General features: G+C 51.9%; 20 protein-coding genes. 12 read left to right on the top strand and 8 right to left on the bottom strand.

Annotated elements, in window-relative coordinates:
* Positions 1 to 355 precede the first annotated feature (355 nt).
* Together R3I13_RS04975 and R3I13_RS04970 are read left to right on the top strand one after the other, a co-directional pair.
* A complete protein-coding gene (locus tag R3I13_RS04975) occupies positions 356 to 1,762 on the top strand; it encodes an MATE family efflux transporter (RefSeq protein ID WP_346316822.1) in 1,407 nt (468 codons plus the stop codon).
* A 51-nt stretch (positions 1,763 to 1,813) separates the two neighbouring features.
* The gene (locus R3I13_RS04970; RefSeq protein WP_346316821.1) at positions 1,814 to 2,737 is read left to right on the top strand and encodes a PfkB family carbohydrate kinase; all 924 of its coding nucleotides are present in this window, start codon (positions 1,814 to 1,816) and stop codon (positions 2,735 to 2,737) included.
* Between the two features lie 72 nt (positions 2,738 to 2,809).
* Here R3I13_RS04970 and R3I13_RS04965 read toward each other — a convergent pair whose 3' ends face one another.
* Positions 2,810 to 3,610, bottom strand: a complete 801-nt coding sequence (locus R3I13_RS04965; RefSeq protein ID WP_346316820.1) for a S1/P1 nuclease — start codon at positions 3,608 to 3,610, stop codon at positions 2,810 to 2,812.
* 129 nt (positions 3,611 to 3,739) lie between these two features.
* Here R3I13_RS04965 and uvrB point away from each other — a divergent pair, with 129 nt between their 5' ends.
* From uvrB to R3I13_RS04945, 4 genes are all read left to right on the top strand, one after another.
* The gene (gene uvrB / locus R3I13_RS04960; RefSeq protein ID WP_346316819.1) at positions 3,740 to 5,788 is read left to right on the top strand and encodes an excinuclease ABC subunit UvrB; all 2,049 of its coding nucleotides are present in this window, start codon (positions 3,740 to 3,742) and stop codon (positions 5,786 to 5,788) included.
* Positions 5,789 to 6,203: 415 nt separating this feature from the next.
* Positions 6,204 to 7,589, top strand: a complete 1,386-nt coding sequence (locus tag R3I13_RS04955; RefSeq protein ID WP_346316818.1) for an ammonium transporter — start codon at positions 6,204 to 6,206, stop codon at positions 7,587 to 7,589.
* A gap of 204 nt (positions 7,590 to 7,793) precedes the next feature.
* Positions 7,794 to 8,843: a porin gene (locus R3I13_RS04950; protein WP_346316817.1), complete on the top strand. Its 1,050-nt coding sequence runs from the start codon at positions 7,794 to 7,796 to the stop codon at positions 8,841 to 8,843.
* Positions 8,844 to 9,023: 180 nt separating this feature from the next.
* The gene (locus R3I13_RS04945; RefSeq protein WP_346316816.1) at positions 9,024 to 9,668 is read left to right on the top strand and encodes a DUF2461 domain-containing protein; all 645 of its coding nucleotides are present in this window, start codon (positions 9,024 to 9,026) and stop codon (positions 9,666 to 9,668) included.
* Positions 9,669 to 9,788: 120 nt separating this feature from the next.
* Here R3I13_RS04945 and R3I13_RS04940 read toward each other — a convergent pair whose 3' ends face one another.
* Both R3I13_RS04940 and R3I13_RS04935 read right to left on the bottom strand, forming a co-directional pair.
* The gene (locus R3I13_RS04940) at positions 9,789 to 10,040 is read right to left on the bottom strand and encodes a hypothetical protein (RefSeq protein ID WP_120517340.1); all 252 of its coding nucleotides are present in this window, start codon (positions 10,038 to 10,040) and stop codon (positions 9,789 to 9,791) included.
* A gap of 480 nt (positions 10,041 to 10,520) precedes the next feature.
* On the bottom strand, positions 10,521 to 11,510 hold the full coding sequence (locus tag R3I13_RS04935) for an aspartate-semialdehyde dehydrogenase (protein WP_346316815.1): 990 nt from the start codon (positions 11,508 to 11,510) through the stop codon (positions 10,521 to 10,523).
* Positions 11,511 to 11,609: 99 nt separating this feature from the next.
* Between R3I13_RS04935 and R3I13_RS04930 the strand changes: the two genes are divergently transcribed.
* The 3 genes from R3I13_RS04930 (at position 11,610) to R3I13_RS04920 (ending at position 16,250) form a co-directional block, all read left to right on the top strand.
* On the top strand, positions 11,610 to 13,415 hold the full coding sequence (locus R3I13_RS04930) for a lamin tail domain-containing protein (RefSeq protein ID WP_346316814.1): 1,806 nt from the start codon (positions 11,610 to 11,612) through the stop codon (positions 13,413 to 13,415).
* A gap of 403 nt (positions 13,416 to 13,818) precedes the next feature.
* Positions 13,819 to 14,445, top strand: a complete 627-nt coding sequence (locus tag R3I13_RS04925; RefSeq protein WP_346316813.1) for a DUF5606 domain-containing protein — start codon at positions 13,819 to 13,821, stop codon at positions 14,443 to 14,445.
* 86 nt (positions 14,446 to 14,531) lie between these two features.
* Positions 14,532 to 16,250 (top strand): M3 family oligoendopeptidase, encoded by a 1,719-nt coding sequence (locus R3I13_RS04920; protein ID WP_346316812.1) that lies wholly within the window; start codon positions 14,532 to 14,534, stop codon positions 16,248 to 16,250.
* A gap of 80 nt (positions 16,251 to 16,330) precedes the next feature.
* On the opposite strand, the gene R3I13_RS04915 is transcribed toward R3I13_RS04920, so the two are convergent.
* Genes R3I13_RS04915 through R3I13_RS04895 form a run of 5 tightly spaced genes read right to left on the bottom strand, consistent with a single transcriptional unit; the run spans position 16,331 to position 20,039 of the window.
* Entirely contained in the window at positions 16,331 to 16,759 is a 429-nt protein-coding gene (locus R3I13_RS04915; protein WP_346316811.1) for a transcriptional repressor, read from the bottom strand.
* Positions 16,760 to 16,771: 12 nt separating this feature from the next.
* Positions 16,772 to 17,398: an SCO family protein gene (locus R3I13_RS04910; RefSeq protein ID WP_346316810.1), complete on the bottom strand. Its 627-nt coding sequence runs from the start codon at positions 17,396 to 17,398 to the stop codon at positions 16,772 to 16,774.
* Positions 17,399 to 17,435: 37 nt separating this feature from the next.
* Complete coding sequence (locus R3I13_RS04905; protein WP_346316809.1) at positions 17,436 to 18,014, bottom strand: hypothetical protein; 579 nt, start codon at positions 18,012 to 18,014, stop codon at positions 17,436 to 17,438.
* Positions 18,007 to 19,413 (bottom strand): FtsX-like permease family protein, encoded by a 1,407-nt coding sequence (locus R3I13_RS04900; protein ID WP_346316808.1) that lies wholly within the window; start codon positions 19,411 to 19,413, stop codon positions 18,007 to 18,009. The genes R3I13_RS04905 and R3I13_RS04900 overlap by 8 nt, the downstream gene beginning before the upstream one ends.
* On the bottom strand, positions 19,410 to 20,039 hold the full coding sequence (locus R3I13_RS04895; RefSeq protein WP_346316807.1) for an ATP-binding cassette domain-containing protein: 630 nt from the start codon (positions 20,037 to 20,039) through the stop codon (positions 19,410 to 19,412). Before R3I13_RS04895 ends, R3I13_RS04900 begins: the two co-directional genes overlap by 4 nt.
* Before the next feature lie 161 nt (positions 20,040 to 20,200).
* Here R3I13_RS04895 and R3I13_RS04890 point away from each other — a divergent pair, with 161 nt between their 5' ends.
* The 3 genes from R3I13_RS04890 (at position 20,201) to R3I13_RS04880 (ending at position 24,422) form a co-directional block, all read left to right on the top strand.
* Positions 20,201 to 20,701, top strand: coding sequence for a MerC domain-containing protein (locus R3I13_RS04890; protein WP_346316806.1), 501 nt, complete (start codon positions 20,201 to 20,203; stop codon positions 20,699 to 20,701).
* A gap of 166 nt (positions 20,702 to 20,867) precedes the next feature.
* A complete protein-coding gene (locus R3I13_RS04885; RefSeq protein WP_346316805.1) occupies positions 20,868 to 22,097 on the top strand; it encodes a GTP-binding protein in 1,230 nt (409 codons plus the stop codon).
* Positions 22,098 to 22,169: 72 nt separating this feature from the next.
* The gene (locus tag R3I13_RS04880) at positions 22,170 to 24,422 is read left to right on the top strand and encodes a TonB-dependent receptor (RefSeq protein WP_346316804.1); all 2,253 of its coding nucleotides are present in this window, start codon (positions 22,170 to 22,172) and stop codon (positions 24,420 to 24,422) included.
* The last annotated feature ends 60 nt before the right edge of the window (positions 24,423 to 24,482 follow it).

Genomic DNA, 24,482 nt, shown 5'->3' with positions numbered 1-24,482 from the left:
GTTTGTGCTTCAGTCTATGTTTCCGGTTGTGATACCGGGAATAAAACGGGCGAAGGGTTCAAAAGTTACAGGACGGTTCAGAAATATCTGGAAATTATAGGGCGGTGCGATCCCGTTGTGGCATGCATTCCCGGGACAAAACCTTTTCGTCAGGCCACGCTGCCGGACGAGCCGGATTCATAAAAAAGCCCCCGGCTGAATCAAACATTCTCCTACCTTTGTAGCCTTCAATTTTACGCATATGAAATTCTAAACGTGTCGGCCATAATGCTGACGGACCTCGCTCAAAAAAACTGGCGTTTCAGCTGGAACGCAATTCACCCGATTATTTATTTCAGTAAAAGCATGCAGATACATGGCGCACGTTATTTCGCGTACGAAAAGATTATTTACGCTCATTAAAGAAGCCCTTAAAGGCGAAGAAAGAATATACACCGAAGGCAGCATTAACCGGGCGCTGATCCTGCTGGCCATACCGATGGTGCTGGAGATGAGCATGGAGTCGCTGTTTGCCTTGGTAGACGCCTATTTTGTAGGTCACCTCGGCAAGGCGGCCATTGCGACGGTGGGTCTCACGGAATCTGTGCTGAGCCTCATTTACGCCCTGGCATTCGGCATCAGCATGGCTGCCACTGCGCTGGTGGCCCGACGCATAGGTGAAAAAGACCCTGAAGGCGCATCCAAAGGCGCTGTGCAGGCATTATACCTCGCGCTTGGCTTTTCCCTGGTGGTAAGTATCGTAGGCCTCATATGGTCGCGGGAAGTATTGACGCTGATGGGTGCGGATGCAGCCATGGTGGAATACGGCCACGGTTATACCAGGATCGCCATGGGCGGCAACGTGGTGATCGTATTCCTGTTCATCATCAACGGCATCTTCCGTGGCGCGGGCGACGCCAGCATTGCCATGAAAAGCCTGGTGCTGGCCAATGCGCTCAATATCGTCCTTTGCCCGCTGCTGATCTACGGCTGGGGACCGGTGCCGGCCCTGGGTCTCGAAGGCGCGGCTATCGCTACCATGATCGGCCGCGGCACAGGGGTGGTGTATCAACTGTATTACCTGCTTAGCGGCAAAAAAACGATCTCCGTGAACTGGCGGCATGCCCGGCCAAGGCTTTCCGTGATCCTGAAAATGGTCAAACTGGCTGCCGGCGGCGCTTTACAGATGCTGATCGGCTCCGCCAGCTGGATATTCCTCATGCGCATCATCTCGCAGTTTGGTGAGGATGCTATGGCTGGTTATACTTTCACTATCCGCATCATCGTATTCGCCATCCTGCCGGCATGGGGCCTTGCCAATGCCGCCGCTACGCTGGTAGGGCAGAACCTGGGCGCAAAGGAGCCGGAAAGGGCTGAAAAGAGCGTCTGGAAAGCGGCTTACCTGAACATGTTTTTCCTGGGCAGCATATCCGTCATTTTTATGGTGTTCGCGCCCTATATCCTGCGCGTGTTCTCGCAAGACGCAGGCGTATTGGCCTACGGCATCGAAGGACTGCGCCTGATCAGCATCGGGTACGTGTTCTATGCATTCGGCATGGTGATGGCCCAGTCGTTTAACGGCGCCGGCGACACTAAAACGCCCACTTACATCAACCTGTTCGGGTTCTGGGTGCTGCAAATACCGCTGGCCTACCTGCTGGCTATCGTCTTCAAATGGGGCCCCACGGGCGTGTTCTGGGCGATCGTGATCGCGGAATCGGCCATCGCGGTGACTGCCATTGTTATATTCAGGAGAGGAAACTGGAAGAAAGTAAAGGTTTAGTAGCGAATTTGTTACATTTGCTGCGTTTTAAACCTCTAATCCTTTCTATACATGTCTCTTACCGTAGTGGGTACCATGGCGTTTGACGATATCGAGACGCCCTTTGGTAAATCTGATAAGATCGTTGGCGGATCTGCCGCATACATTGCGTGGGCTGCTTCAAACTTTGTTCAGCCTGTGAACCAGGTGTCTGTTATCGGCGGGGATTTTCCCCAGGAAGAACTGGATGCGCTTACCAACCGCGGTGTTGCCCTTGATGGGGTGCAGGTAAAAAAAGATGAAAAGTCTTTCTACTGGGCCGGCCGCTACCACCTGGATATGAACTCCCGCGATACATTGGTTACGGAACTGAATGTGCTGGCTGATTTCCAGCCGGTAATCCCGCCGTCTTACCAGGGCAGCGAATTCCTGATCCTCGGCAACCTCACCCCGCAGGTGCAGATGAGCGTGATCAACCAGATGAACCCGCGCCCCAAGCTGATCGTGATGGATACGATGAACTTCTGGATGGACGTTGCACTGGAAGACCTGCTCAAAACCCTCAAAATGGTGGATGTGCTGATGGTGAACGACAGCGAAGCACGCCAGCTGACCGGCGAATATTCCATCGTTAAAGCCGCGAAAAAGATACTCACCATGGGCCCCAAATACCTGATCATTAAGAAAGGCGAGCACGGCGCCCTGCTTTTCCATGGCAATCACGTATTCTTTGCGCCCGCCCTGCCGCTGGACGAAGTATTCGACCCCACCGGCGCGGGCGATACCTTTGCAGGCGGCTTTATAGGCCACCTCGCCAAAACGAAGGATATTTCTTTCGAAAACATGAAAACCGCCATCATCGTAGGTTCTGCCATGGCTTCTTTCTGCGTGGAGAAATTCGGCGCCCAGAAGCTGAGGGAAATTACCAAAGAAGATATCAGCGCACGGCTGGAACAATTCGTTCAGCTCGTCAATTTCGATATCGATTTAGTATAGCATTGAATTGAATTTCTAATAAAAAAGAGCGTGCAAACCTGCACGCTCTTTTTTTTCATATAAGGAAAGAAGTTATTTGAACGTATCATTCAACACCTGCGCCAGCCTCAGCCCGCCTTTCAGCAGCTGGTTGTTCAGGTCCTCCACGAACAGGAAATTATACCGGTAGCTCAGCTTGTCGCCGCTGTTGGTGCGGTCGTAGATCTTGTCAGACAATACATGCGACTGCCACATCCAGTCCTGGATACTGCCCGTCTGCATGGATCTTGCGGCGGAAGCGGTCACCACGCGGTTCAGGATATTGGAATATTCCGTGTAGCTGTACTGCTGGAAATCGATCAGGTATTCGTCCCATACTTTGTGGAGGTTCGTAGGCCGGTCGAACCAGCTGACCTGTATCTTATTGCCGCCCATGTCTTCATCACGGCCCACGTGCAGGGGCTGGTGCATATCGCCGATCATGTGTACGAGGAACGCCAGCGCAAAACGTTTACGTTCCGGTTTGACAGACGGGGATTTCAGCTCTTTGATCATCGCCAGCGTTTGGCTGTAAAGGTTCTCACCCTTGGCTTCCGCCAGCAGGCGGTCAAATTCCTGGCGGGAAATATGGCCGGGAAAGTCCAGGTAATGCCAGGGGGACGTATGATTGTAGGCGCCGGTGGTATCCGATTTGATGAAATCGGGCCAGTTGGCGATCATGGCCAGGCTTTCCTTCCCGATGATCTTGCTGATGGCCAGTTTGGCTTTGGGGCTGAGGTAAAAGGACGCGATCTCTGCCGTGACCCTGTGCCCCGTGGGGCCCCAGGCGCGGGTCTGCAGGCTGTTGGCCAGTATCAGGGCGGTCAATGCCAGGCTAAAAAAGTACTTCTTCATGTAAAGCGGTTTGTCGAATTTTGTACCCGAATTTCGGTTGGAATTCTGAATTGAGCAGAGAAAACTTTAACAAGTTTGTTCCCTTATAAAATCCGAAATTCGTGATCCCGGATACAAATCAGTAAAATTATGCCCTTTAAGCTCCATGCTCCATATAAACCCGCCGGCGACCAGCCTGAGGCCATCCGGCAACTGACGGAAGGCCTGCAGGACGGTGAACTGGCACAGACCCTGCTGGGCGTTACCGGTTCAGGCAAGACCTTTACCGTTGCCAACGTGATCCAGAACACACAGAAGCCCACCCTGGTGCTGACGCACAACAAGACCCTCGTGGCGCAGCTTTACGGGGAGTTCAAACAATTCTTCCCGGAGAACGCGGTGGAATATTTTGTGAGCTACTACGACTATTACCAGCCGGAAGCCTACATGCCGGTGAGCGACACCTATATCGAAAAAGACCTTGCGATCAACGAAGAGCTGGACAAGCTCAGGCTCCGCGCCACGTCCAACCTGCTGTCAGGCAGGCGGGACATCATCGTGGTGGCCAGCGTATCCTGCATATACGGTATGGGTAACCCTACAGACTTCGAGAACGGGATCATCCGCATCCACAAAGGGCTCACCATTGGCCGCAACACGCTGCTGCACGGGCTGGTGAACGCGCTGTATACCCGCACCACCGGCGATTTCAACCGCGGCAACTTCAGGGTGCAGGGCGATACGGTAGATATTAATCTGCCTTATGTAGACTACGGTTACCGCATTACTTTCTTCGGCGATGAAATTGAAGAGATCGAAAGCTTTGACGTGAGTAATGGTAAACGCATCGGCATGATGGACACGGCGGCGATATTTCCCGCCAACCTTTACCTGGCCCCGAAAGACCTGATGGTGCAGATCCTCCATGAAATACAGGACGAGTTGGCCGCGCAGGTGGAATACTTCAAGGCCGAAGGCAAGCTCATCGAAGCGCAGCGTTTATCCGAGCGCGTTAATTATGATATAGAGATGATCCGCGAGCTGGGTTATTGCAGTGGGATCGAGAACTATTCGCGGTTCCTGGACCGGCGGAGGCCCGGCACGCGCCCCTTCTGCCTGCTGGATTATTTCCCGAAAGACTTTTTGCTGGTGATAGATGAAAGCCACGTAACCATCCCGCAGGTGAGCGGTATGTACGGCGGCGACCGCTCGCGCAAGCTCACCCTGGTAGATTATGGTTTCCGCCTGCCCAGCGCGCTGGACAACCGGCCGCTGAACTTCCATGAGTTCGAGAACCTGCTGAACCAGACCATTTTTGTGAGTGCCACCCCCGGCGAATACGAGCTGAAACAAACCGAGGGGATCGTGGTAGAGCAAGTAGTAAGGCCCACAGGCCTGTTGGACCCGCCGATAGAAGTGCGTCCCAGCAAGAACCAGGTGGATGACCTGCTGGACGAGATCGACAAACGCGTGCTGAAAGGCGACCGCGTGCTGGTGACCACCCTCACCAAGCGGATGGCCGAGGAAATGGACAAATACCTTCACCGTATCAATATAAAGAGCCGTTACATCCACTCGGAGGTGGATACCCTGGAGCGGGTGGAGATATTACGCGACCTGCGCCTGGGCAATATAGATGTGCTGGTGGGGGTGAACCTGCTGAGGGAAGGGCTGGATCTGCCGGAAGTATCGCTGGTGGCCATTTTGGATGCAGATAAAGAAGGATTCCTGCGCGATGAGCGCTCCCTGACGCAGACTGCCGGCCGCGCGGCAAGGAACGTGGATGGGCTGGTTATATTTTATGCAGACAAGATCACAGAGAGCATGCAGCGCACCATCGACGAAACGGATCGCAGGCGCGAAAAGCAGCGTAAATACAATGAGGAGCATGGAATTGTGCCGAAAACCGTGCTGAAATCGAAGGAGCAGATCATGGGGCAGACGTCCGTGCTGTCTATCCGCAACTTTGACGAGAGCAGCCCGTATGCCGTGCACGATGAAATGGCTGTGGTGGCCGATGAGGGCGTTGCTTTCAACCGGAATACCGTGCAAAGCATTCCGCAGATGGAGAAATCGATCACGCGGGTACGAAAGGAGATGGAAAAGGCGGCGAAGGACCTAGATTTTATGGAAGCGGCCCGTTTGCGCGACCAGATGTTTGCCATGCAGCAGGAATTGGAGAATATGAAGCGGAAGTAGTTGCTAAAACAACAAACATTAGATAGAAATATTTGTAATATGAATGAAGGGATAATGCGGTTTCCTGAGAAACAGTATTATCCCTTTTAATATTTAATCCCTTTACAGTCAAGCGTTTCAGTCGGTTTTATGTATTTTGCAGTAGCACATTAGTACCGGCGGATTAGATTTTTGTAACCCATAGCTGACTAGCATTACAAATTAATGAATATCATATAGTTATACCTGATTTTAACCTTCTCTTAACCTTGTCATAATACCCAAAAACATATTTTATATTGTAATTTATTGCAATGTGATTGCTTTTGCGCCCCTGTATTTCCCCATATTTTCAAAGTTTTCCAATTTTCAGCCCTTCTATTTGAAGTTTTAAAGCCCATAACTACTTTTATTACGAAATTTAAAATGAAACGCTATGAAGAAAATTTCATTTCAGGATTATCTGCCATTCATATTTTTGACTGCGCTTGCAGTAATTGGCATTTTTTTCCCAACTGTGCCTACTTTTTCTGATGCAAGCAAGTACAACGCTGCAGATGTTGCCTGGATTCTGGTGGCAACTACCCTGGTATTCTTAATGACACCTGGTTTGTCCTTCTTTTACGGAGGCATGGTGAACAGGAAGAATGTGATCTCAACCATGATGCAAAGCTTTATCGCAACCGGCCTCATCAGCATTATCTGGGTGGTGGTTGGTTTCAGCCTTGCATTCGGCGAATCTCAGGGTGGGCTGATCGGTAGCCCTTCCACCTATTTCTTCTTTAATAATGTAGGTTCGGGACAGCCCTGGGGTACTATTCCCTTATTATTGTTCGCGCTGTTCCAGCTGAAATTCGCGGTGATCACCCCGGCCCTCGTGGTAGGCGCTGTGGCAGAGCGTATCCGCTTCACCTCTTATGTACTGTTCATGGTACTGTTCAGCCTCCTGGTATATGCGCCTATCGCGCACTGGACCTGGCATGCAGACGGTATCCTCTTCAAGCTCGGCGTGCTTGACTTTGCAGGTGGCACCGTGGTGCATATTTCCGCTGGTTGCGCTGCCCTCGCCGGTGCCCTGGTATTGAAACGCCGTAAGGATCATATTCAGAAAAAAGAACTGCAGCCTGCGAATATTCCTTTCGTACTGATCGGTACAGGCCTGCTCTGGTTCGGCTGGTTCGGTTTCAACGCCGGTTCTTCCCTGGCTGCCAACAGCCTGGCTGTTTCAGCCTTCGCTGCTACCAATACTGCCACCGCTGCTGCCGGTCTTTCCTGGATCTTCTTTGACGTGATCCGCGGCCGCAAACCTTCAGTGCTTGGTTTCTGTATCGGCGCAGTAGTTGGCATGGTTGCCATTACACCCGCTGCAGGTTACGTAGGCGTTCCGCAGAGCCTGTTCATCGGCTTCGTTGCAGCCATCGTTTCCAACCTGGTGGTTCACTTCAAAAACAAATCTTCCATCGACGATACGCTGGACGTATTCCCCTGCCACGGTGTAGGCGGTATGACCGGCATGCTCCTCACAGGCGTATTTGCTTCCACCGCTATCAACCCTGCTGCTGCAGACGGTTGGGCTTACGGAAACTTCAGCCTGTTCTACAAACAAGTACTCGGCCTGCTCCTGGTAGTAGCTTACAGCTTCACCGTATCCTGGCTGATCTTCAAAGTGATCAACTTCATCCACCCGCTGCGCGTTACTGAAGAAGAAGAAGAACTCGGCCTGGACGTTACCCAGCACAACGAGATCTATCATCCCAACATGATGAGCGTAAACGGTCATGGCAAGATCGCTGAAGAAGAAGTAGGTGTTCAGCACCACTAGTCCTTTATCCCTTACAATTTTTATCAACCACTATAGTTAGTTCCTTTTGTTTGATCCGGATACATTGTTTGTCGCCACGGTAGCCAAAAGCGCCGTGGCGGCGAGCGATCCGGAATCGCTTTGCCCGGCAGGAATCAGCACCTCAACGTAAAATCAGCAGCCAAACCCTTAATCATTTTATTAACCAAATTCAAAATTCCCATGATGAGAAAAAGTTTATTCGCACTCCTGGCTGTCTTATTCGCTATGTCTGCCCAAGCCCAGGATTCCTTACGCCTGCTGCCCCCTGGTTTTAAGCTCTCCGGCTCCGCTGATGTTTATTATAAATACAACTTCAACGAAAGCACAGACGGTAAGACCAGCTTTACCAATACGCACAACTCATTTGAATTGAATATGATATCCCTCAAGCTCGAAAGCTCCTTCAAAAACGTGGGCATGGTAGCGGATATCGGTTTCGGTAAAAGAGCGGAAGATTTCTCTTACAACGATGAGAAGACCCGCCTGGCCATCAAACAATTGTACATTTCCTATGCTCCGGCTTCCTGGCTGAAATTCACCATGGGTAGTTATGCTACGCACGTAGGTTACGAACTGGTGGACGCATATGCCAACAGGAACTATAGCATGTCATATATGTTTTCCTACGGACCCTTCTTCCACACCGGGGTGAAGGCAGATCTGACATTCGGGGAGCACAGCTTTATGGTAGGGGTGTTTAACCCGACTGACTTCAAATCTGCCACCTGGGGTGGGATCAAGTTTATCGGCGCCCAGTACGGCTTTGCGCCGGCGAGCGTGCCTTTAAAATTCTACCTGAACTACATCGGCGGCAGGGACACCTTCCAGACCCGCAACGACCAGCTGGATGCGGTGATCACTTACCAGGTAGCCCCCAAATTCGGGATCGGTTACAACGGTACTTACTCCATGTATAAGAACGGCGTAAGCACCAACTGGTACGGTTCTGCGCTGTACTTCAGCTACGACCCGAACGAAACCATCGGCCTGACGCTGCGTGGCGAATACTTCGGCGATAAAGACAACATCAAAGTATATACAGATAAAACAGAGTATCCTGAAGGCGGCAACATCTTTGCACTCACGCTTTCCGCGCAGTACAAGATCGGCGGTTTCACGCTGATCCCCGAGGTGCGGTTCGACAGCGGGTCCAAAGACGTGTTCTTCGACAAGGAGAATATGCCCAAGAGCTCTTCCGCTAATGTGCTGCTGGCGGCGATCTATAAATTCTGATCTTAATCACAGGCTCATATAAGAAGGTTTAACCAAACCATTATGCACAAGGGCCGGTTATTTTAGCCGGCCCTTTACCAGGCTCCTGTTTGCCCGGCGGAAAATTTCCGTTTGGCAAACAGGAGTTTTTGTATCTTATGGCCTCCAAAGGGGCTATATTATATGCTACAACGTTCCACATTGAAATTTCTGAAAGACCTCAGGCAGAACAACAATAAACCCTGGTTTGACGACAACAAGACCCAGTATCAGCAGGCCAAAGAGGATTTCGACAGTCTCACCCAGCAATTAATAGACGGGCTGGCCCGTATGGACCCGGCAATGGAAGCCTTGAGCGTTAAGGATTGCGTGTTCCGCATCTATAAGGACGTACGGTTCTCCAAAGACAAAACCCCTTACAAGACCAATATGGGCGCATACTTTGCCAAAGGCGGCAAAAAGAGCCCGTATGCAGGTTATTATTTCCAGCTGGAGCCGGGAGGGAACAGCTTTGTAGCCGGCGGCCTGTGGATGCCGGAAGCGCCCATGCTCAAAAAGGTACGCCAGGAAATAGATTATAATTTCGAAGAATTCCAGGGGATCGTGGGACAGAAGGATTTTATCCGTGTATTCGGGAAAGTGAACGGCGATTCATTGAAGACCGCGCCCCAGGGATATCATGAAGACAATCCCGCTATTGCTTATATCAAACTCAAGAGCCTCGTGGTGAATGCAGGCATTACCGATGAAGAAACCATCCAGCCGACACTTGTACGGGAATTACTGAAAAAATTCGCCGTCATGCAACCCTTTATCAATTTTCTAAACCACGCACAGGAAGAATAAAAACTACCACCCACTTCTTATACTAGTTACCGGAGAAAAACTTGTCGTAAGTTCTCCCGGCAACTAGTGTAAAATTTCGTACATGTAACAGGACGGAAACATGTTGAGGAAAACAGTAAATCAATTCTTGTGTATCAAAAACTCAAACGGGCGGGATTTACGGTTCTTCAATAAATTTTCTTTGTCAACCCTGGTTTGTGCAAATTTCTGATTGTAGACATTGGCAACTTCGATGATCGGGATGATACCGTCGAGCGTATCTTTCTGATCTACGATGTTCATAATGCGGGAGACTTGCGAGGAAAAATTAGTGCTCCACTCTTCGGTAAACTTGTGCATTAACAAAAGTTCACGGTTCGTGTTGGTTTTCATAGGATAAAGGGTGTTTAGTTTGATAGTTTAGTTTTCATGGAAATTTCAGATAAAGAATTTATTAGCATAGGATTGTAATATCAAAGTTGGACTTTATCCCCCACATATCAATACTACTTCTGTGTAGTTTTTATGTGCACTGCATTAACAAAAAATGAACGAAGAAATAATAGTTGGACAGGTGGCACCCTCTCAGTGCACTCAAGGACAGATTTTTCGTATAACCCTCATCGTATTTTTTTGACGGGGAAATGAAATTACATTAAAATTTTACAAATTCCAAATGTTCAATTGTATAATTCCTTGACACTAAACGGTGGATGGTACCATTATGGAAACGGACAGATCAAACTATTTGATAATCGGTTGAAATTAGCTAGGGGTAAGTGATTGAGCAGCAGCTTTATAACAATTTCAAACAAAAAGGCCGGAAAATGTTATAACACTTTCCGGCCTTTTATAATTTATTTTTCAACTGGTTTATAACCAGTTCTTTTGATTAAGATATTCCGCGATTTGTACAGCGTTTGTTGCCGCGCCTTTACGCAGGTTGTCTGCCACGATCCACAAATTTAACGTGTTAGCCTGCGACTCATCCCTGCGGATACGGCCCACGAAAACTTCATCTTTATCATGCGCATCTTTCGGCATCGGGTATACTGCATTTGCAGGATCATCCGTCACCACAACACCGGGAGCCGCTGCCAGGATGCTGCGTACTTCCGCCAGGTCGAAGTCTTTCGCGAACTGTATGTTCACACTTTCGCTATGCCCGCCCATTACAGGAATTCGTACAGTCGTGGCCGTTACTTTTACGCTTTCGTCGCCCATGATCTTAACGGTTTCTTTCACCATCTTCATTTCTTCCTTGGTATAACCATTGTCCAGGAACACATCGATCTGGGGGATCACGTTCAGGTCTATCTGGTGCGCATATGCTTTGGGCCCATCCACGCCTTTGCGCTCATTCATCAGCTGGTCAACGGCTTTTACGCCGGTACCTGTAACGGATTGATAGGTGGAAACCACAACGCGCTGAATGCCATATTGCTTATGCAGCGGTTCCAGTACCAGTACCATTTGAATGGTGGAACAGTTGGGATTTGCAATGATCTTGTCCTCAGGCGTTAACGCATGCGCGTTCACTTCGGGCACTACCAGTTTTTTGGAAGGATCCATGCGCCATGCGGAAGAGTTGTCTATCACAGTAATACCTGCTGCCGCAAATTTGGGCGCCCATTCCAGCGATGTGCTGCCGCCTGCGGAAAAAATGGCTACGTTCGGTTTCATGGAAATAGCCGTATCTGCGTTCACCACCTTGTACGGCTTACCCTTAAATACCACTTCCTTGCCAACAGATTTCTCGGAAGCTACGGGTATCAGTTCCGTCACAGGGAAATTCCTTTCCGCGAGTACTTGCAACATTTTAGAGCCTACCAGTCCGGTAGCTCCTACTACGGCTACTTTCATTGTGTTATTTAATTATTAAAATGAGGACCCAAAATTAATACAGAAAAAGAAGATTTTGTTATATTCGGTGAGTTTGTTAACCTATTAAATATTGTGATCATGCAACCCATTGTTTGCGGCCTCCTGCTGGCCCTGTTACCCATTGCTGCACAGGCGCAGCTTTCAGCATCATTTACCAGTGAAAATTTTGCACAGAACCCGCCCGGGACCTCGTTCGGGGTGAAGGCCGGGAAACTGCGGAGCCGGCATTTTCAACCTGACACGTCATTTCCCACGGAACATTTTTTTGATGACGTGATTATTAAGTCATTAGACGTTATGCCACCATATGTGGCGAAACGTTATGATGTATTGATACACGAGATCATGGCAGACCCTTCGCCATCCGCAGGTTTGCCCGAAGCCGAATACATCGAGCTGCGCAATGTAAGCGGCCATGAGATCGACCTTGGCGGCTGGCTGCTGAAGGGGCGCAGCATACACGCGGTGCTGCCCGCTTACAAGTTGTTGCAGGACAGTGCAGTGGTGATCTCCTCCTCATCCAATGCTTCAATGTTCCAGCCTTCTCTCAGCGCGGGACGTTCATTCTCTCTTTTGAATGAAGGCGAGCTGCTTACGTTGTATGACAACAAAGGCCAGGTGATCCATGCTATTGATTACCATGCGGAGTGGTATGGCGGCGGCATTAAAGCGCAGGGCGGCTGGAGCCTGGAGATGAAAGATGTGAAATGGCCCTGCGCGGGCGGGGAGAATTTTGCTGCGGGCGGGTCGCCGGGCAGAAAGAATATGGTGGAAGTAAATATTCCGGCTCCTGCGCTGCCCGGATTGTCACGTATTTCCGTCATCGATTCCCAACACCTGCGCCTGCACTACACCGCCGGGCTCGACAGTGTGTCCGCCTCGCACATAGGTATTGCCGAAGCGCCTTTATTTTCTACGCTTTCAGTGCGCCTGCCTGAAACGATGCTTCCCGGGAAGATCTACAACATTAACCTGCATGGCCTGCAGGATTGCACTGGCCGGGAAATGCCCGCCACCGCCGCATCCTACGCTTTGCCGCAGGAGGTAGCAGCGGGAGACCTGGTGCTCAGCGAACTTTTGTTTGATCCTCCGCAGGGCGCGCAGGATTTCGTGGAGCTGTATAACCGCAGCACAAAAGCCATCGACCTGAACGGTCTTTATCTTGCCCAGCGCGATGAGCCGGGTGTGCTTAAACCGCCGTCGCCCTTGCTGCGCGCGCCTTACCTGCTGATGCCCGGCGAATACATCGCTTTTACGGAAGATGCAGCGGCGCTTTGCCGGCATTATACCTGCCTTGGCCGCGTTGAGCCTGTTCCGGCCCTGCCTTCGATGCCGCAGGACGTGGGGACTATCGTATTGCTGAAGGCAGACGGGCTGGTGCTGGATGAATGCAGTTATCACAAAAATATGCATGCCGGGATCTTACATGATACCAAGGGCGTGTCTCTCGAAAGGCTGTCGATGGAGCAGCCCGCGCAGCAGCCGGGGAACTGGCATTCCGCGGCTGCTGCGGCGGGTTATGCCACGCCAGGCTACCGCAATTCGCAGCAGGCCCCGGAAATGCAGGGCGAAGAGTGGTTCAGTGTGGCGCCGCCGGTTTTCAGCCCGGATAATGACGGCGTGGACGACCTGGCTTTCATCAGCTGGAACCTTCCGGCAGCGGGCTTTACCGTCAATATCACGGTGTACGATGCAGAGGGCCGCATCGCCCGGCACCTGGCCAGGAATCTTTTGGCCGGTAACACGGGCCGCATTGGCTGGGATGGCCAGAAAGAAGGCGGAATGGCCGCGTTGCCGGGCATTTATATCATTTTTACCAGGGCGTTTGATACGGGCGGGAAGGTGAAGTCCTGGAAGCAGGCGGTAGTGTTGAAGAGAAGATAAACCATCATTGTGTGGAGGGCTGAAAGCCTGGTAACCTGTCCTTGCGAGAAGCAGCAAGGCCAAAGCGAACGGGGCGATGAAGCAATCCCCCGCATTGGATTGATGTACCCGGTATTTGGAGATTGCTTCGTCGCAGCTCCTGCACGAAACCCCCGCTGCTTCTCGCAATGACGACATTTTGGGCAAAGACGGCCTTGGCAGGTGGCATTGATGGGAAATTATGATAAACAGGGCATTTTTACCCCGGAACAGCCATTTCCCGGGAGATTAACATTTCCCGCCAGAACCCGCTTCTATGGCTGAAGGGAGGTCTATGCCCGGCCCCTGCGGCGGCCGGGTGAAAATTTGTCAGCGTTATATCTATTGCTAATTTTTTATATTTGCCGTTCTTAAAAATGAATTCATGCAGTACAGAGAAATTGTTGCAGTAACCGGATTAGGCGGTTTATTCCAATTGCTGGCCAGCAAACAGGACGGCGCTATTGTAAGATCGCTGGAAGATCAAAGCACCCGCTTCGTGTCTTCCCGGGTACATAATTTTACCCCATTGGAAAGCATTGAAGTATTTACAACGGGTGATAACGTGAACCTGACAGCGGTTTTCAAAGCAATGCAGGAAAAAGAAGCGCAATTCGCCCCGGCTGACGCCAAAGCGGATAACAACGCTATCAAAGCTTACTTTAAGAACGTGTTCCCCGAATTCGACGAGGACCGCGTATACGTAAGCGATATGAAAAAAATGGTGAAATGGTTCGCCATCCTCAAAAAGAACGACCTGCTCAAATTTGAGGAAGAAACTGAAGAAACGGCAGCGGAAGAAGCCGCCCCTGCTGCATCCGCAGAGGAAGCCAAACCCAAAGCCAAGGCAAAAGCGAAGAAAGAAGAAGCTGCCGGCGAAGAAGTGCCAGCAGAAGAGAAACCAGCTCCGAAAAAGAAAGCCGCCGCTAAAAAAGCAGCTGCAGACGCGGAACCCGCAGAAGGAGAGGAAAAGAAACCAAAGACCACCCGCAAGAAGAAAACAGAAGAATAGTTTCGAACTGCCGATATGTAGAGTTGGGCTGTACCTTGAACCTGGTACGGCCCTTTTCTTTATTTTTACGGACCTAATTTTACGTCATGCAAAATGCACATATAACCGCGCCGCCAAGGCAATTTTTACCAAAAGACTTTACGCTGACCACCTGGGATGCACTGCAACCGTATTTTGAAACGCTGCAGAACAGGGAGATCAACAGCAAGGCAGACCTCGAACAATGGCTGGCAGACCTCAGCGAACTGGAAGCCGTGATCAGTGAAGACGCCTGCTGGCGCCAGATCCGCATGACGCGCGACACGGCCAACAAATCCTACGAAGAAGCATTCACCTACTTCTGCATGGAGATACAGCCCAAGCTGCAACCCTACGCAGATGCGCTCAACCGCAAGCTGATGGCCAGTAAATACAAAGACCAGCTGGATCAGCAACTGTATTTCACTTACCTCCGCAACGTCAAAAAACAGATACAGCTTTTTAATGAACAGAACATTCCCATCCAGGCTGAACTAAGCGTGATGGCGCAACAGTTCGGCGTGATCTCCGGCGCAATGACCATCAACATCAACGGCCAGGAATATACGCTGCAACAAGCCGCCAAATTCCTGGAAAGCCCGGACCGCAACCTGCGCGAAGAAGTGTTCACCAAAACCAATACCCGCCGCCTGCAGGATAAAGACAAGCTGGACGAGCTCTATTCCTCCCTCGTTGCAAAACGCCACCAGGTAGCGCTGAACGCGGGTTATGAGAATTACCGCGATTATAAGTTCGTGGAGCTCGGCAGGTTCGAATACAGCAAGGAAGATTGTTTCCAGTTCCACACCGCCATCAAAGAACACATCCTGCCGCTGGTGCGGGAGTCGCTGGAACGCCAGCGCGTGAAGCTGGGGCTGGATGAACTGAGGCCCTGGGACAGCGACGCGGAGCCCGAAGGCACGCTGCCGCTGGAGCCGTTCAAAAGCGGGGAAGAAATGATCAATAAATCCATCCAGTGCTTTAACGAACTGCGCCCCTTTTTCGGGGAATGCCTTACTGTGATGAAAGACATGGGCCGCCTGGACCTGGACAGCCGCAAGAATAAAGCGCCCGGTGGGTATAACTGTCCGCTGGCGGAAACCGGCGTGCCTTTCATTTTCATGAATGCCGCAGGACAAATGAAAGACCTTACCACGATGGTGCACGAAGGTGGTCATGCCATTCATTCCTTCCTGAGCCACCCGCTGAAGCTGAGCGCGTTCAAGGAATACCCGATGGAGATCGCGGAAGTGGCGAGCATGAGCATGGAGCTTTTCACGATGGACCACTGGCATATTTTCTTCGACAGCCCGGAAGAGCTGCGCCGTGCGAAATTGCAGCAGCTGGAAAGGGCCATCACCATTTTCCCCTGGATCGCCACGATCGATAAATTCCAGCACTGGGTATACGAGCACCCGCAACATACCGTGGAAGAACGCACCGCCGCCTGGACGCGCATCCTGGACGAATTCTCCCCCGGCAACGTGAACTGGAAAGGCTTTGAGCACTTCCGCGCCAGCAGCTGGCAGCGGCAGCTTCACCTGTTCGAAGTGCCGTTCTATTACATCGAATACGGCATCGCGCAGCTGGGCGCCATCGCCATGTGGAAACAATACAAAGAGAATCCCCAACAGGCGCTCGACAACTACGAAAAAGCGCTTAGCCTGGGCTACACCAAAACACTGCGCGAACTCTACACCGCCGCAGGCATCCGCTTCGACTTCTCACCGGAGTATGTGAAAGAGCTGGCAGGTTTCGTGCAGCAGGAGATCGACAAGATCGTGTAAGCGAAATTCAAAGCATAAAAAAAGAGCGTTCTATTGTCAGAACGCTCTTTTTCAATATGGTTAATACCGCAGGATCTTCATCAGTGGCAGGCCTTGCAAACCCCGCTCACCACCACTTCCACGTTGTGCACGTCATAGCCTTTCGGTAAGGAGATCACCGGGATGTCGGTTTCGTCAAGGCACTGCGTGCTGCCGCATTCTTCACAGCGGAAATGCACGTGATGGTCATGGTGCTCATGCTCCCGGCACTCGGACCGGCAGATGGCATAACGCACGGAAGTGTCTGTGGTCGGGATCTTGTGCACGATCCCTTTATCGAGGAAAGTTTGCAGGGTACGGTAAATGGTTACCCTGTCAAAAGATTTCCCGCTTAATTTCTCAAAATCCGCATGTTCCAGCGCACCGTTGCTTTTCAGAAACAACTCCAGTATTTTAACCCGCGTTTCCGTAATGCTCAGCTTACTGGACTTCAATAACTCTACTATGAGTTCTTTGTTCTTTGAAGGCATGTTAAAACTATTTTATTCGTGTACAAGGCGGTCAATATCCTTGATCAGCTTGTCAATATCTTTATTTTTCGTTCCCTCGTACAGCCCGCGTATCTGCCCGTCTCCATCTACCAGCGCGAACCATTGGGTGTGAACGAAATCATCTTCCCCGGTGAAATGGCCATCGTCTACCAGGTAGCTTTCGCGGGCCATTTTATACAGCTGCCGTTTGTTGCCGGTGAGGAAGTGCCAGTTCTTCGCATCCGCGCCATGTTTTTCAGCATAAGCCTTCAAAACAGGAATGGAATCATAATCCGGGTCCGACGTATGGGACAGGATCATGAAGTTCGGGTTGGATTTATAGGCTGCGTATACCTTTTCCATGTTCTTGTTCATCACCGGGCAAATGTTGGTGCAGGTGGTGAAGAAATATTCCGCCACATAGATCTTCCCTTTCACATGGTCCTGCGTGACGGTATTCCCTTCCTGGTCCGTAAAAGAAAAGCCCTGCACTTTATGCCCGGGCGTGCCCAGCAACGGCAGTTTTTCTTTCCCGAAAAACTCACCCGTGCCTTCTTTGATCATCAGGCCCGAAAACACCATGAAACCCACGCTCAGCACCACGAAAAAGATGATATAGAAGACTGCTTTTTTTGACATATCAATTGCGCTTAAAATCTGACCTGTAAAGTTACGACTATTTGCTGATCAGCACGGCATCGTCCAGGTTATAATATAATTCGTAAATGTTTTTCTCGTTGAGCCTTAACCGGCCTTTGAATTTCACGTAATCATCCGTTTCAAATGCCGGTTTGCCGGACTTGAATTTCAGGTTCATGATCGTTTCCGGGCCCGCGCCGCCGCAAAAGAAGCAGGAGCTGTTTGGGTTGGCGGAAAGCACATACATGCCGCCTTTCACGTCTACCGGTATCACGTACCCGCTGATCGTGATGGTTTTGCCATTCATGGCTTTAATGTTGCGGGAAAAGGAAGGATAGAGCATCGGCATTTGCATCTTTTCGTCCCACTTGCGGTCGAAGATCACATCCGATAATTGTTTCCAGGTAACGTTCACTGCCGTGGTATCTGCCCAGGTGCGGGCTTCAGGGACGTCTACGGTGGATGTGGGCACGTTGTTGCCGGCCTGTTGTTGCAGCCGGAGCACCCGGCCCAGGTAGCCGGCATTGATGCCGTGTTTGCAGTATTGGGAAATATTGGAACAGGAGACCAGGAAAAAAGCCATCAGGCCCACTAATATCTTTTCTGTTTTATGCATTGGCAAGTGTTTTAGAAATATTGAGCCTGAAAGCCCTCACAGCCGGGAACAGCGCAGCCAGCAAGCAGGCGGCCAGGATGGCGGCCGCGGTATACAGGTCTGCACCGGCGATTTTCCAGGCATTGGAAAAGTCCAGGTGATAATGCGTGAATATCTCCTGTTGCAGCAGGATTAGAGCCGCGCGGCTTAGCAAAAAGCCACTGATAATGCCTGCCAGAGCCAGCATAGCCGCTTCGGATAGCACGAGGCCCAGCAGCTTCATCCTGCTGCTGCCCATGCTGCGCATCAACGCCAGTTCGTACCGGCGTTCATGCGTGCCCTGCACCAGCATCACAAAGATACTGCAGGCAGCGAGCGCGGCCAACAGCCAGCCCAGGATGCGGAGTATTTCCGTGCCTGCGCCCAGTAAAAATTGCAGGCGGTTCACTTCTATGGCGGGCACGGCGGCCTGCATATTCGTGTTTTCATTGATCATCCGCGGCAGCTGCAATTGGGCCAGCGGGCTTTTGAACCTGATCAGCACCGCGGTGATCTGCTGCCCGGGATCCGTGCCCGGCGTGGGCTGCATGGCCATGAAAGGCATGCCCGCGCCGCCGTTCGCCGGCGATTGCGCCTGCTGTTCGTCGTGATCGTCGTGTGGGTCACTGTCGGCAGGCTGTGCTGATCTGCCGGTTTCCCGGTGATGGTGTCCGTTCTGCGAAGTTAAACCTGCCGCGTCTTCTTTTTCATGATCATGCTCATCCCTGTTTTCACCTTCTTCATGATCGTGCTCATCATGGTGCTTCACGGTTTCGTGGATGGTCCACACACTTTCCAGCGGGGTGAGTATGAGTTGGTCCAGCGAAAGGCCGGTAGCGGGCAAAATGCCTGTCACCACGTACATATGTTCTTCATGCACATGCCCTTTTTCGCCCAGGCCGTGTGTTCCGGCAAAGGTCTGCCCGATACCGAGCCCGGTGCGTTTTGCAACAGTAGCGCCGATCACCACTTCCATGGATTTGGAGAATACTTTGCCTGAAGCAGGTTTCACCTGGTATTTTTCCAGATAAGCGGGTGTGGTGCCGATGATGCGGTAGCCGTGGTAAGAATCGCCGAGGGAAAGGGGAATGGCGGATTCCACCAAAGGGTGCTGCATGAAGCGGCTGGCTGCTGCAAGGGAAATATTGCCGGTGGGCGCATCCAGGTGGTAGACGCTGCTGAGGATCAACTGTAGGGGACTGCCCTTGGCGCCCAGCACCATATCTATGCCGTCTATCTGCTTTTCCAGCTGCTCGCGCGACTGGCGGTTCAATGAAATGAGCACCAGCAGCACAGCCGTGCTGCAAGCCAGCAGCAGCCAGCAAAGCACGGCGTAGAGCGGTTTATGGAGAAGGTTCTTAAAAGCGATGCGGATGATCATGAGAGTTGGATATGGTCCCGGAAAATTTGTTTCAGCCGGTTGTCGTGCGTAACGATGAGCAGGGCGGCATTTTGCTGCTGTGCCTGCGAGGCCAGCAATTGCGCGACAGAAGCGCAGTTATGGTCATCGAGGCTGGCGGTGGGCTCGTCTGCCAGCAGCACCTGCGGGCTTTGCATGAGCGCCCGTGCGATGGACGCCCGCTGCTGCTCACCCTGGCTGAGATGCGCGGGCTTTTTGTGCAGCAGGTTCTCAATGCGCAAGGTGCCCGCCAGCTGCCGCAGCCGTTCTTCCGACGCATGCTCTTTCACGAGCGAAGGCGCCAGCAGCAGGTTTTCCCGGATGCTCAGCGAAGCGATGAAATGTGGCTGCTGGAATACCAGCCCGATATTTTTACCCCTGAAAGCATCCATGGCAGCGGCTTTCAGCTGGGGGAGGGAAGTGTTGCCCACCCGCACATCGCCGGAAGCCGGTTTGAGCAGGCCCGCCAGTAAGTGCAGCAGCGTGGTTTTCCCGGTGCCGGAAGGCCCCGTGATGAGCAATGCCTGGCCGCCTTCGCAGGCAATGTCCGGGAACTGCAGCAAACGCCCGTTGGGATGGGCATATGCAAGGTTTTTGGTGTAGATCATATCTCTTCCTGTTCTTGAAAAGCAACTATGTTGCATTCAGCATAGTTAAGGATGGCTAAGATAGCCCTCCCTGCTGAGAATTTTTATTAAAATTAAATTAATTTGCAACATTGTTGCAAAAGTATACTAGATTTGTTCCCTCACAAAATTAATTCCTGACCATGCGGATGAATCTTTTTAAATGGAACCTTGACGCGCTGGGCATCGGCGCGTCTCTCGCCTGCGCGGTGCACTGCGCGCTGCTGCCGCTGCTGATCACGGCTTTGCCCTTACTGGGCCTGGAAATGTTTGAGAACGACCGCCTGGAATACGCGCTGCTGGCGGTTTCGTTTGCCGTGGGTTATACTTCGCTGATAAGAGGTTACCGCCATCACCACCGTCATATATGGCCGCTGGTGTGGTTCACGCTGGGTTTCGCGGGACTGCTGGCGGGGCACTTCCTCGCCCCCGAAGGCCTGGAACCCATCATCATCACCACCGGCGCGCTGCTGATCATTCTTGCGCATATGCTGAACCTGCGCGGATGCAAACGCTGCAGGGCGGAACAAAAGGCGGGGCTGGATAAGGAGGGGATAGCGGTGAAGCCTGAAAAGCCCGTCATTGCGAGGAGCGGCATGGCCAAAGCGGGAGGGGCGACGAAGCAATCTCCTTCATTGGATTGATAGCCCCAATATTTGGAGATTGCTTCGTCGCGGCTCCTGCACAATACTCCCGCTGCTCCTCGCAATGACAAACTCCGCTCAATCGCGGGCTTCTTGCAGCCACGGCCTTTCCTGGATTGGTCTCAGCAAGCAAATAATCATTACCATCACTTCAATTCGCACAACTATGCCCAATACATTGCAACTCACTCCCCGGATGTTCCGCAAATTCCCGCCCAGGCTGCCGGTAACCGTGCTCAGCGGTTTCCTGGGAGCGGGCAAAACAACGCTCCTGCAGCACGTTTTGCACAACCGCGAAAATCTTCGTGTAGCCGTTATTGTTAACGACATGAGCGAAGTGAACATAGACGCGCAAATGGTACGGAACACCGGCGCGCTCCATCATACGGAAGAAAAGCTCGTTGAGCTCAGCAACGGCTGCATCTGCTGCACCCTCCGCGAAGACCTGCTGCACGAAGTGCAGCGCCTGGCGGAAGAGCAGCGGTTCGATTACCTGCTGATCGAATCCAGCGGCATATCGGAACCCTTGCCTGTAGCACAAACTTTCACCTACAAAGACGAAAACCTCGGCATCGACCTGGGCGCATTCAGCACGCTGGATACATTAGTGACCGTGGTAGACGCTTTTAATTTCAGGCAGCACTTCAGCAGCCGGAACCTTTTGCAGGATGAAGGCCTGACCGGTGATACCGCAGACCAGCGCAGCATCGTGAACCTGCTCACCGACCAGGTAGAATTTGCCAGCGTGATCGTGCTCAACAAATGCGACCTTGTGAGCGAACCCGACCGCAAAACCCTGAAGGCCATGATCCGCAAGCTGAATGCGGATGCACGTATCGTGGAGGCGGAACATGGCCGGGTGCCCCTCGGCGAGATACTCCACACCAAAAGTTTCGACTTCGACAAAACCTCCCAAAGCGCCGGCTGGATCGCCGAGCTGGAAAAAGACCATACTCCGGAAACAGAAGAATACGGCATTTCATCCTTTGTATATCGCAGCCGCGCGCCTTTTCACCCCGCCCGTTTCTGGAAGTTCATCCAGCAGGAATGGCCTGGCAATATCCTTCGTTCGAAAGGCCTTTGCTGGCTGGCCAGCCGATCTGACGTAGCGGTGAACTGGAGCCAGGCCGGGGCCTCGCTGATGGCGGACCGTGCCGGCGTATGGTGGTGCACCATTCCGGCGGAAGAACGGTATCTCGATAAAGCCACTGCAAAGATCATCCGCGACAGGTGGCACCCGGTGTTTGCAGACCGGTACAACGAAATTGTGATCATCGGCCAGGATATGGACGTAAAGCGGATAACGGCGGCGCTGGACAGCTGCATTTGCGATGATGGGGAAGTGAACGACTGGCTGGACGGCGCGGTGTTTGAAGACCCGTTCCCGGGATTCTAATTTAGGCTAGTCTAAAAATAAATTTAGATTCGTATCATTTTCGATTTTAAATTTGTCTCATAAAATGAACAAATGATCCCAAGATTTCTACAAAGCCTGACTATATGTTTATTCCTTGCACCGGTCCTGGATGCTGAAGCCCAGGGCCGGCTGAAAGGAACGGTGACCGCCGGCCAGCAGCCTGTTCCTTTTGCTTCCGTTGGGTTTAAGGACCTGAAGACCGGCGTAGTAACAACTGAAGACGGGACCTTCGACCTGAAAGATGTGCCCGCCGGGAAAAGAACTTTGCAGGTGAGCGCCGTGGGATATGTTACTTCTGTGCAGACCGTGACCGTGAAACCCGCGGGCATCACTACTTTCAACGTAATTCTTCAACCCACTTCCTCCAACCTCAACGAAGTGGTGGTAAGCGGCACTTTACGCCCCGTGACCAAAATGGAGAGTCCTGTGCCGGTGGAAGTATATTCCCCGGTGTTCTTCAAAAAGAATCCTACCCCCAGCATTTTTGATGCATTGCAGAACGTGAACGGCGTGAGGCCGCAGCTGAATTGTAATGTGTGCAATACGGGAGACATTCACATCAACGGCCTTGAAGGTCCTTATACGATGGTGATGATAGATGGTATGCCGATCGTGAGTGCGCTGTCAACCGTGTACGGTCTTTCCGGCATACCCAACAGCCTGGTAGACAGGGTGGAGATCGTGAAAGGGCCGGCTTCCACACTGTACGGTTCCGAGGCAGTGGCGGGGCTCATCAACATCATTACCAAATCGCCCGCTACCGCCCCGAAATTCACGGCGGATGTGATGGCCACCAGCTGGCGGGAATACAGCGCAGACCTTGGCTGGCGCTTCAACGCAGGCGAAAGGGCGCAATCGTTGCTGGGCGTGAATTATTTCAATTACCAGGACCCCATCGACAATAACGGCGACGGTTTTACAGACGTGACCCTCCAGCACCGCGTATCCATATTCAATAAATGGAACTTTACCAGGAAGCACGACAGGGTAGCGTCTATCGCCGCGAGATATTTTTATGAAGACCGCTGGGGCGGGCAAACCCAATGGAACAAATCCTGGCGCGGAACGGACAGCGTTTACGGGGAAAGCATCTTCACCAGCCGCGTGGAAGTATTGGGCCAGTACCAGCTGCCCGTGAAGGAGCACATCATGTTCCAGACCTCCTTTAATTACCATGACCAGAACTCCGTGTATGGCACAACGGTATTCCTCGCCAGGCAAACCATTGCATTTGCGCAGCTCACCTGGGATAAACAGTTGGGCAAACACAACCTGCTGGCCGGCGTGCCTTTCCGGTATACATTTTATGACGACAATACCGTGGCTACAGCAGTGAAGGAAGACAACAAACCGGATAAGACCTTCCTGCCCGGCGTTTTCGTGCAGGATGAGGTCAAGCTGGCCACCGGTCACAACCTGCTGCTGGGCGCGCGTTACGATTACAACTCCTTGCACGGCAATATCTTTACGCCGCGCCTGGCTTATAAATGGGCGCCCAACTACCGCAACGTACTGCGGTTGAATGCAGGCACGGGTTACAGGGTGGTGTCGCTCTTCACGGAAGATCATGCGGCCCTGAGCGGCGCCCGCACTGTGGTAGTGCAATCAGAGCTGAAGCCGGAACGCAGCTGGAACGTGAACCTGAACTACACGAAAAAGATCCCGCTCAACAATGCTTTCCTCAACCTGGATGCCACGGCCTTCTACACTTATTTCACCAACCGCATTATACCTGATTACACGAAGCAGGATACCATATTATATGATAACCTCCAGGGCCATTCCATTTCCAAGGGCATCAGCCTGAACGCGGATGTAATGTTTGCCTTCCCGCTGAAGGTGATCGCGGGCGCCACCTTGATGGACGTATACCAGGAAGAGGGCGGTGTAAAAACCCGGCAGATGCTCACAGAACGTTTCACCGGTACCTGGACCATCTCTTATGCCTTCAACCGGCTGGGGCTGACGGTGGATTATACGGGGAACATTTACGGCCGCATGCTGCTGCCGCTGCAACCGAAAGACCCGAGGCCGGGAGAATCGCCGGTTTGGAGCATCCAGAATATACAGCTCACGAAAAAGCTGGGCAAAGAGTGGGAATTGTATGGAGGGGTGAAGAACCTGCTGAATTTCCTGCCGCCGAAAAATTCCATTGCGCATGCGCATGATCCTTTCGATAAAAAAACGGGTTACAATGCGGACGGTTCCGCGGACCCTTACAATCTCCTTTTCGACCCAACCTACGTTTTTGCCCCGAACCAGGGCATAAGGGGTTTTCTCGGGCTCAGGTTTACCCGGCAGTAGTCTAAAGCCAGGTATCCAATACAAAAATGCAGTGCCATTATATATGGACGCTGCATTTTT

The sequence above is a fragment of the Chitinophaga sp. YIM B06452 genome (assembly GCF_039655965.1).
Lineage (GTDB): Bacteria > Bacteroidota > Bacteroidia > Chitinophagales > Chitinophagaceae > Chitinophaga.
This window is presented reverse-complemented; position numbering and strand designations above follow the sequence as displayed.

Bases quoted from the DNA above. Each gene is read 5' to 3' on its own strand.
- R3I13_RS04890 (WP_346316806.1), top strand. From the start codon at position 20,201: ATGCGGATGAATCTTTTTAAATGGAACCTTGACGCGCTGGGCATCGGC.
- R3I13_RS04920 (WP_346316812.1), top strand. From the start codon at position 14,532: ATGCAAAATGCACATATAACCGCGCCGCCAAGGCAATTTTTACCAAAA.
- R3I13_RS04935 (WP_346316815.1), bottom strand. From the start codon at position 11,510: ATGAAAGTAGCCGTAGTAGGAGCTACCGGACTGGTAGGCTCTAAAATG.
- R3I13_RS04975 (WP_346316822.1), top strand. From the start codon at position 356: ATGGCGCACGTTATTTCGCGTACGAAAAGATTATTTACGCTCATTAAA.
- R3I13_RS04950 (WP_346316817.1), top strand. From the start codon at position 7,794: ATGAGAAAAAGTTTATTCGCACTCCTGGCTGTCTTATTCGCTATGTCT.
- R3I13_RS04900 (WP_346316808.1), bottom strand. From the start codon at position 19,413: ATGATCATCCGCATCGCTTTTAAGAACCTTCTCCATAAACCGCTCTAC.
- R3I13_RS04895 (WP_346316807.1), bottom strand. From the start codon at position 20,039: ATGATCTACACCAAAAACCTTGCATATGCCCATCCCAACGGGCGTTTG.
- uvrB (WP_346316819.1), top strand. From the start codon at position 3,740: ATGCCCTTTAAGCTCCATGCTCCATATAAACCCGCCGGCGACCAGCCT.
- R3I13_RS04915 (WP_346316811.1), bottom strand. From the start codon at position 16,759: ATGCCTTCAAAGAACAAAGAACTCATAGTAGAGTTATTGAAGTCCAGT.
- R3I13_RS04885 (WP_346316805.1), top strand. From the start codon at position 20,868: ATGCCCAATACATTGCAACTCACTCCCCGGATGTTCCGCAAATTCCCG.
- R3I13_RS04925 (WP_346316813.1), top strand. From the start codon at position 13,819: ATGCAGTACAGAGAAATTGTTGCAGTAACCGGATTAGGCGGTTTATTC.
- R3I13_RS04955 (WP_346316818.1), top strand. From the start codon at position 6,204: ATGAAGAAAATTTCATTTCAGGATTATCTGCCATTCATATTTTTGACT.
- R3I13_RS04905 (WP_346316809.1), bottom strand. From the start codon at position 18,014: ATGCATAAAACAGAAAAGATATTAGTGGGCCTGATGGCTTTTTTCCTG.
- R3I13_RS04970 (WP_346316821.1), top strand. From the start codon at position 1,814: ATGTCTCTTACCGTAGTGGGTACCATGGCGTTTGACGATATCGAGACG.
- R3I13_RS04880 (WP_346316804.1), top strand. From the start codon at position 22,170: ATGATCCCAAGATTTCTACAAAGCCTGACTATATGTTTATTCCTTGCA.
- R3I13_RS04965 (WP_346316820.1), bottom strand. From the start codon at position 3,610: ATGAAGAAGTACTTTTTTAGCCTGGCATTGACCGCCCTGATACTGGCC.
- R3I13_RS04940 (WP_120517340.1), bottom strand. From the start codon at position 10,040: ATGAAAACCAACACGAACCGTGAACTTTTGTTAATGCACAAGTTTACC.
- R3I13_RS04930 (WP_346316814.1), top strand. From the start codon at position 11,610: ATGCAACCCATTGTTTGCGGCCTCCTGCTGGCCCTGTTACCCATTGCT.
- R3I13_RS04910 (WP_346316810.1), bottom strand. From the start codon at position 17,398: ATGTCAAAAAAAGCAGTCTTCTATATCATCTTTTTCGTGGTGCTGAGC.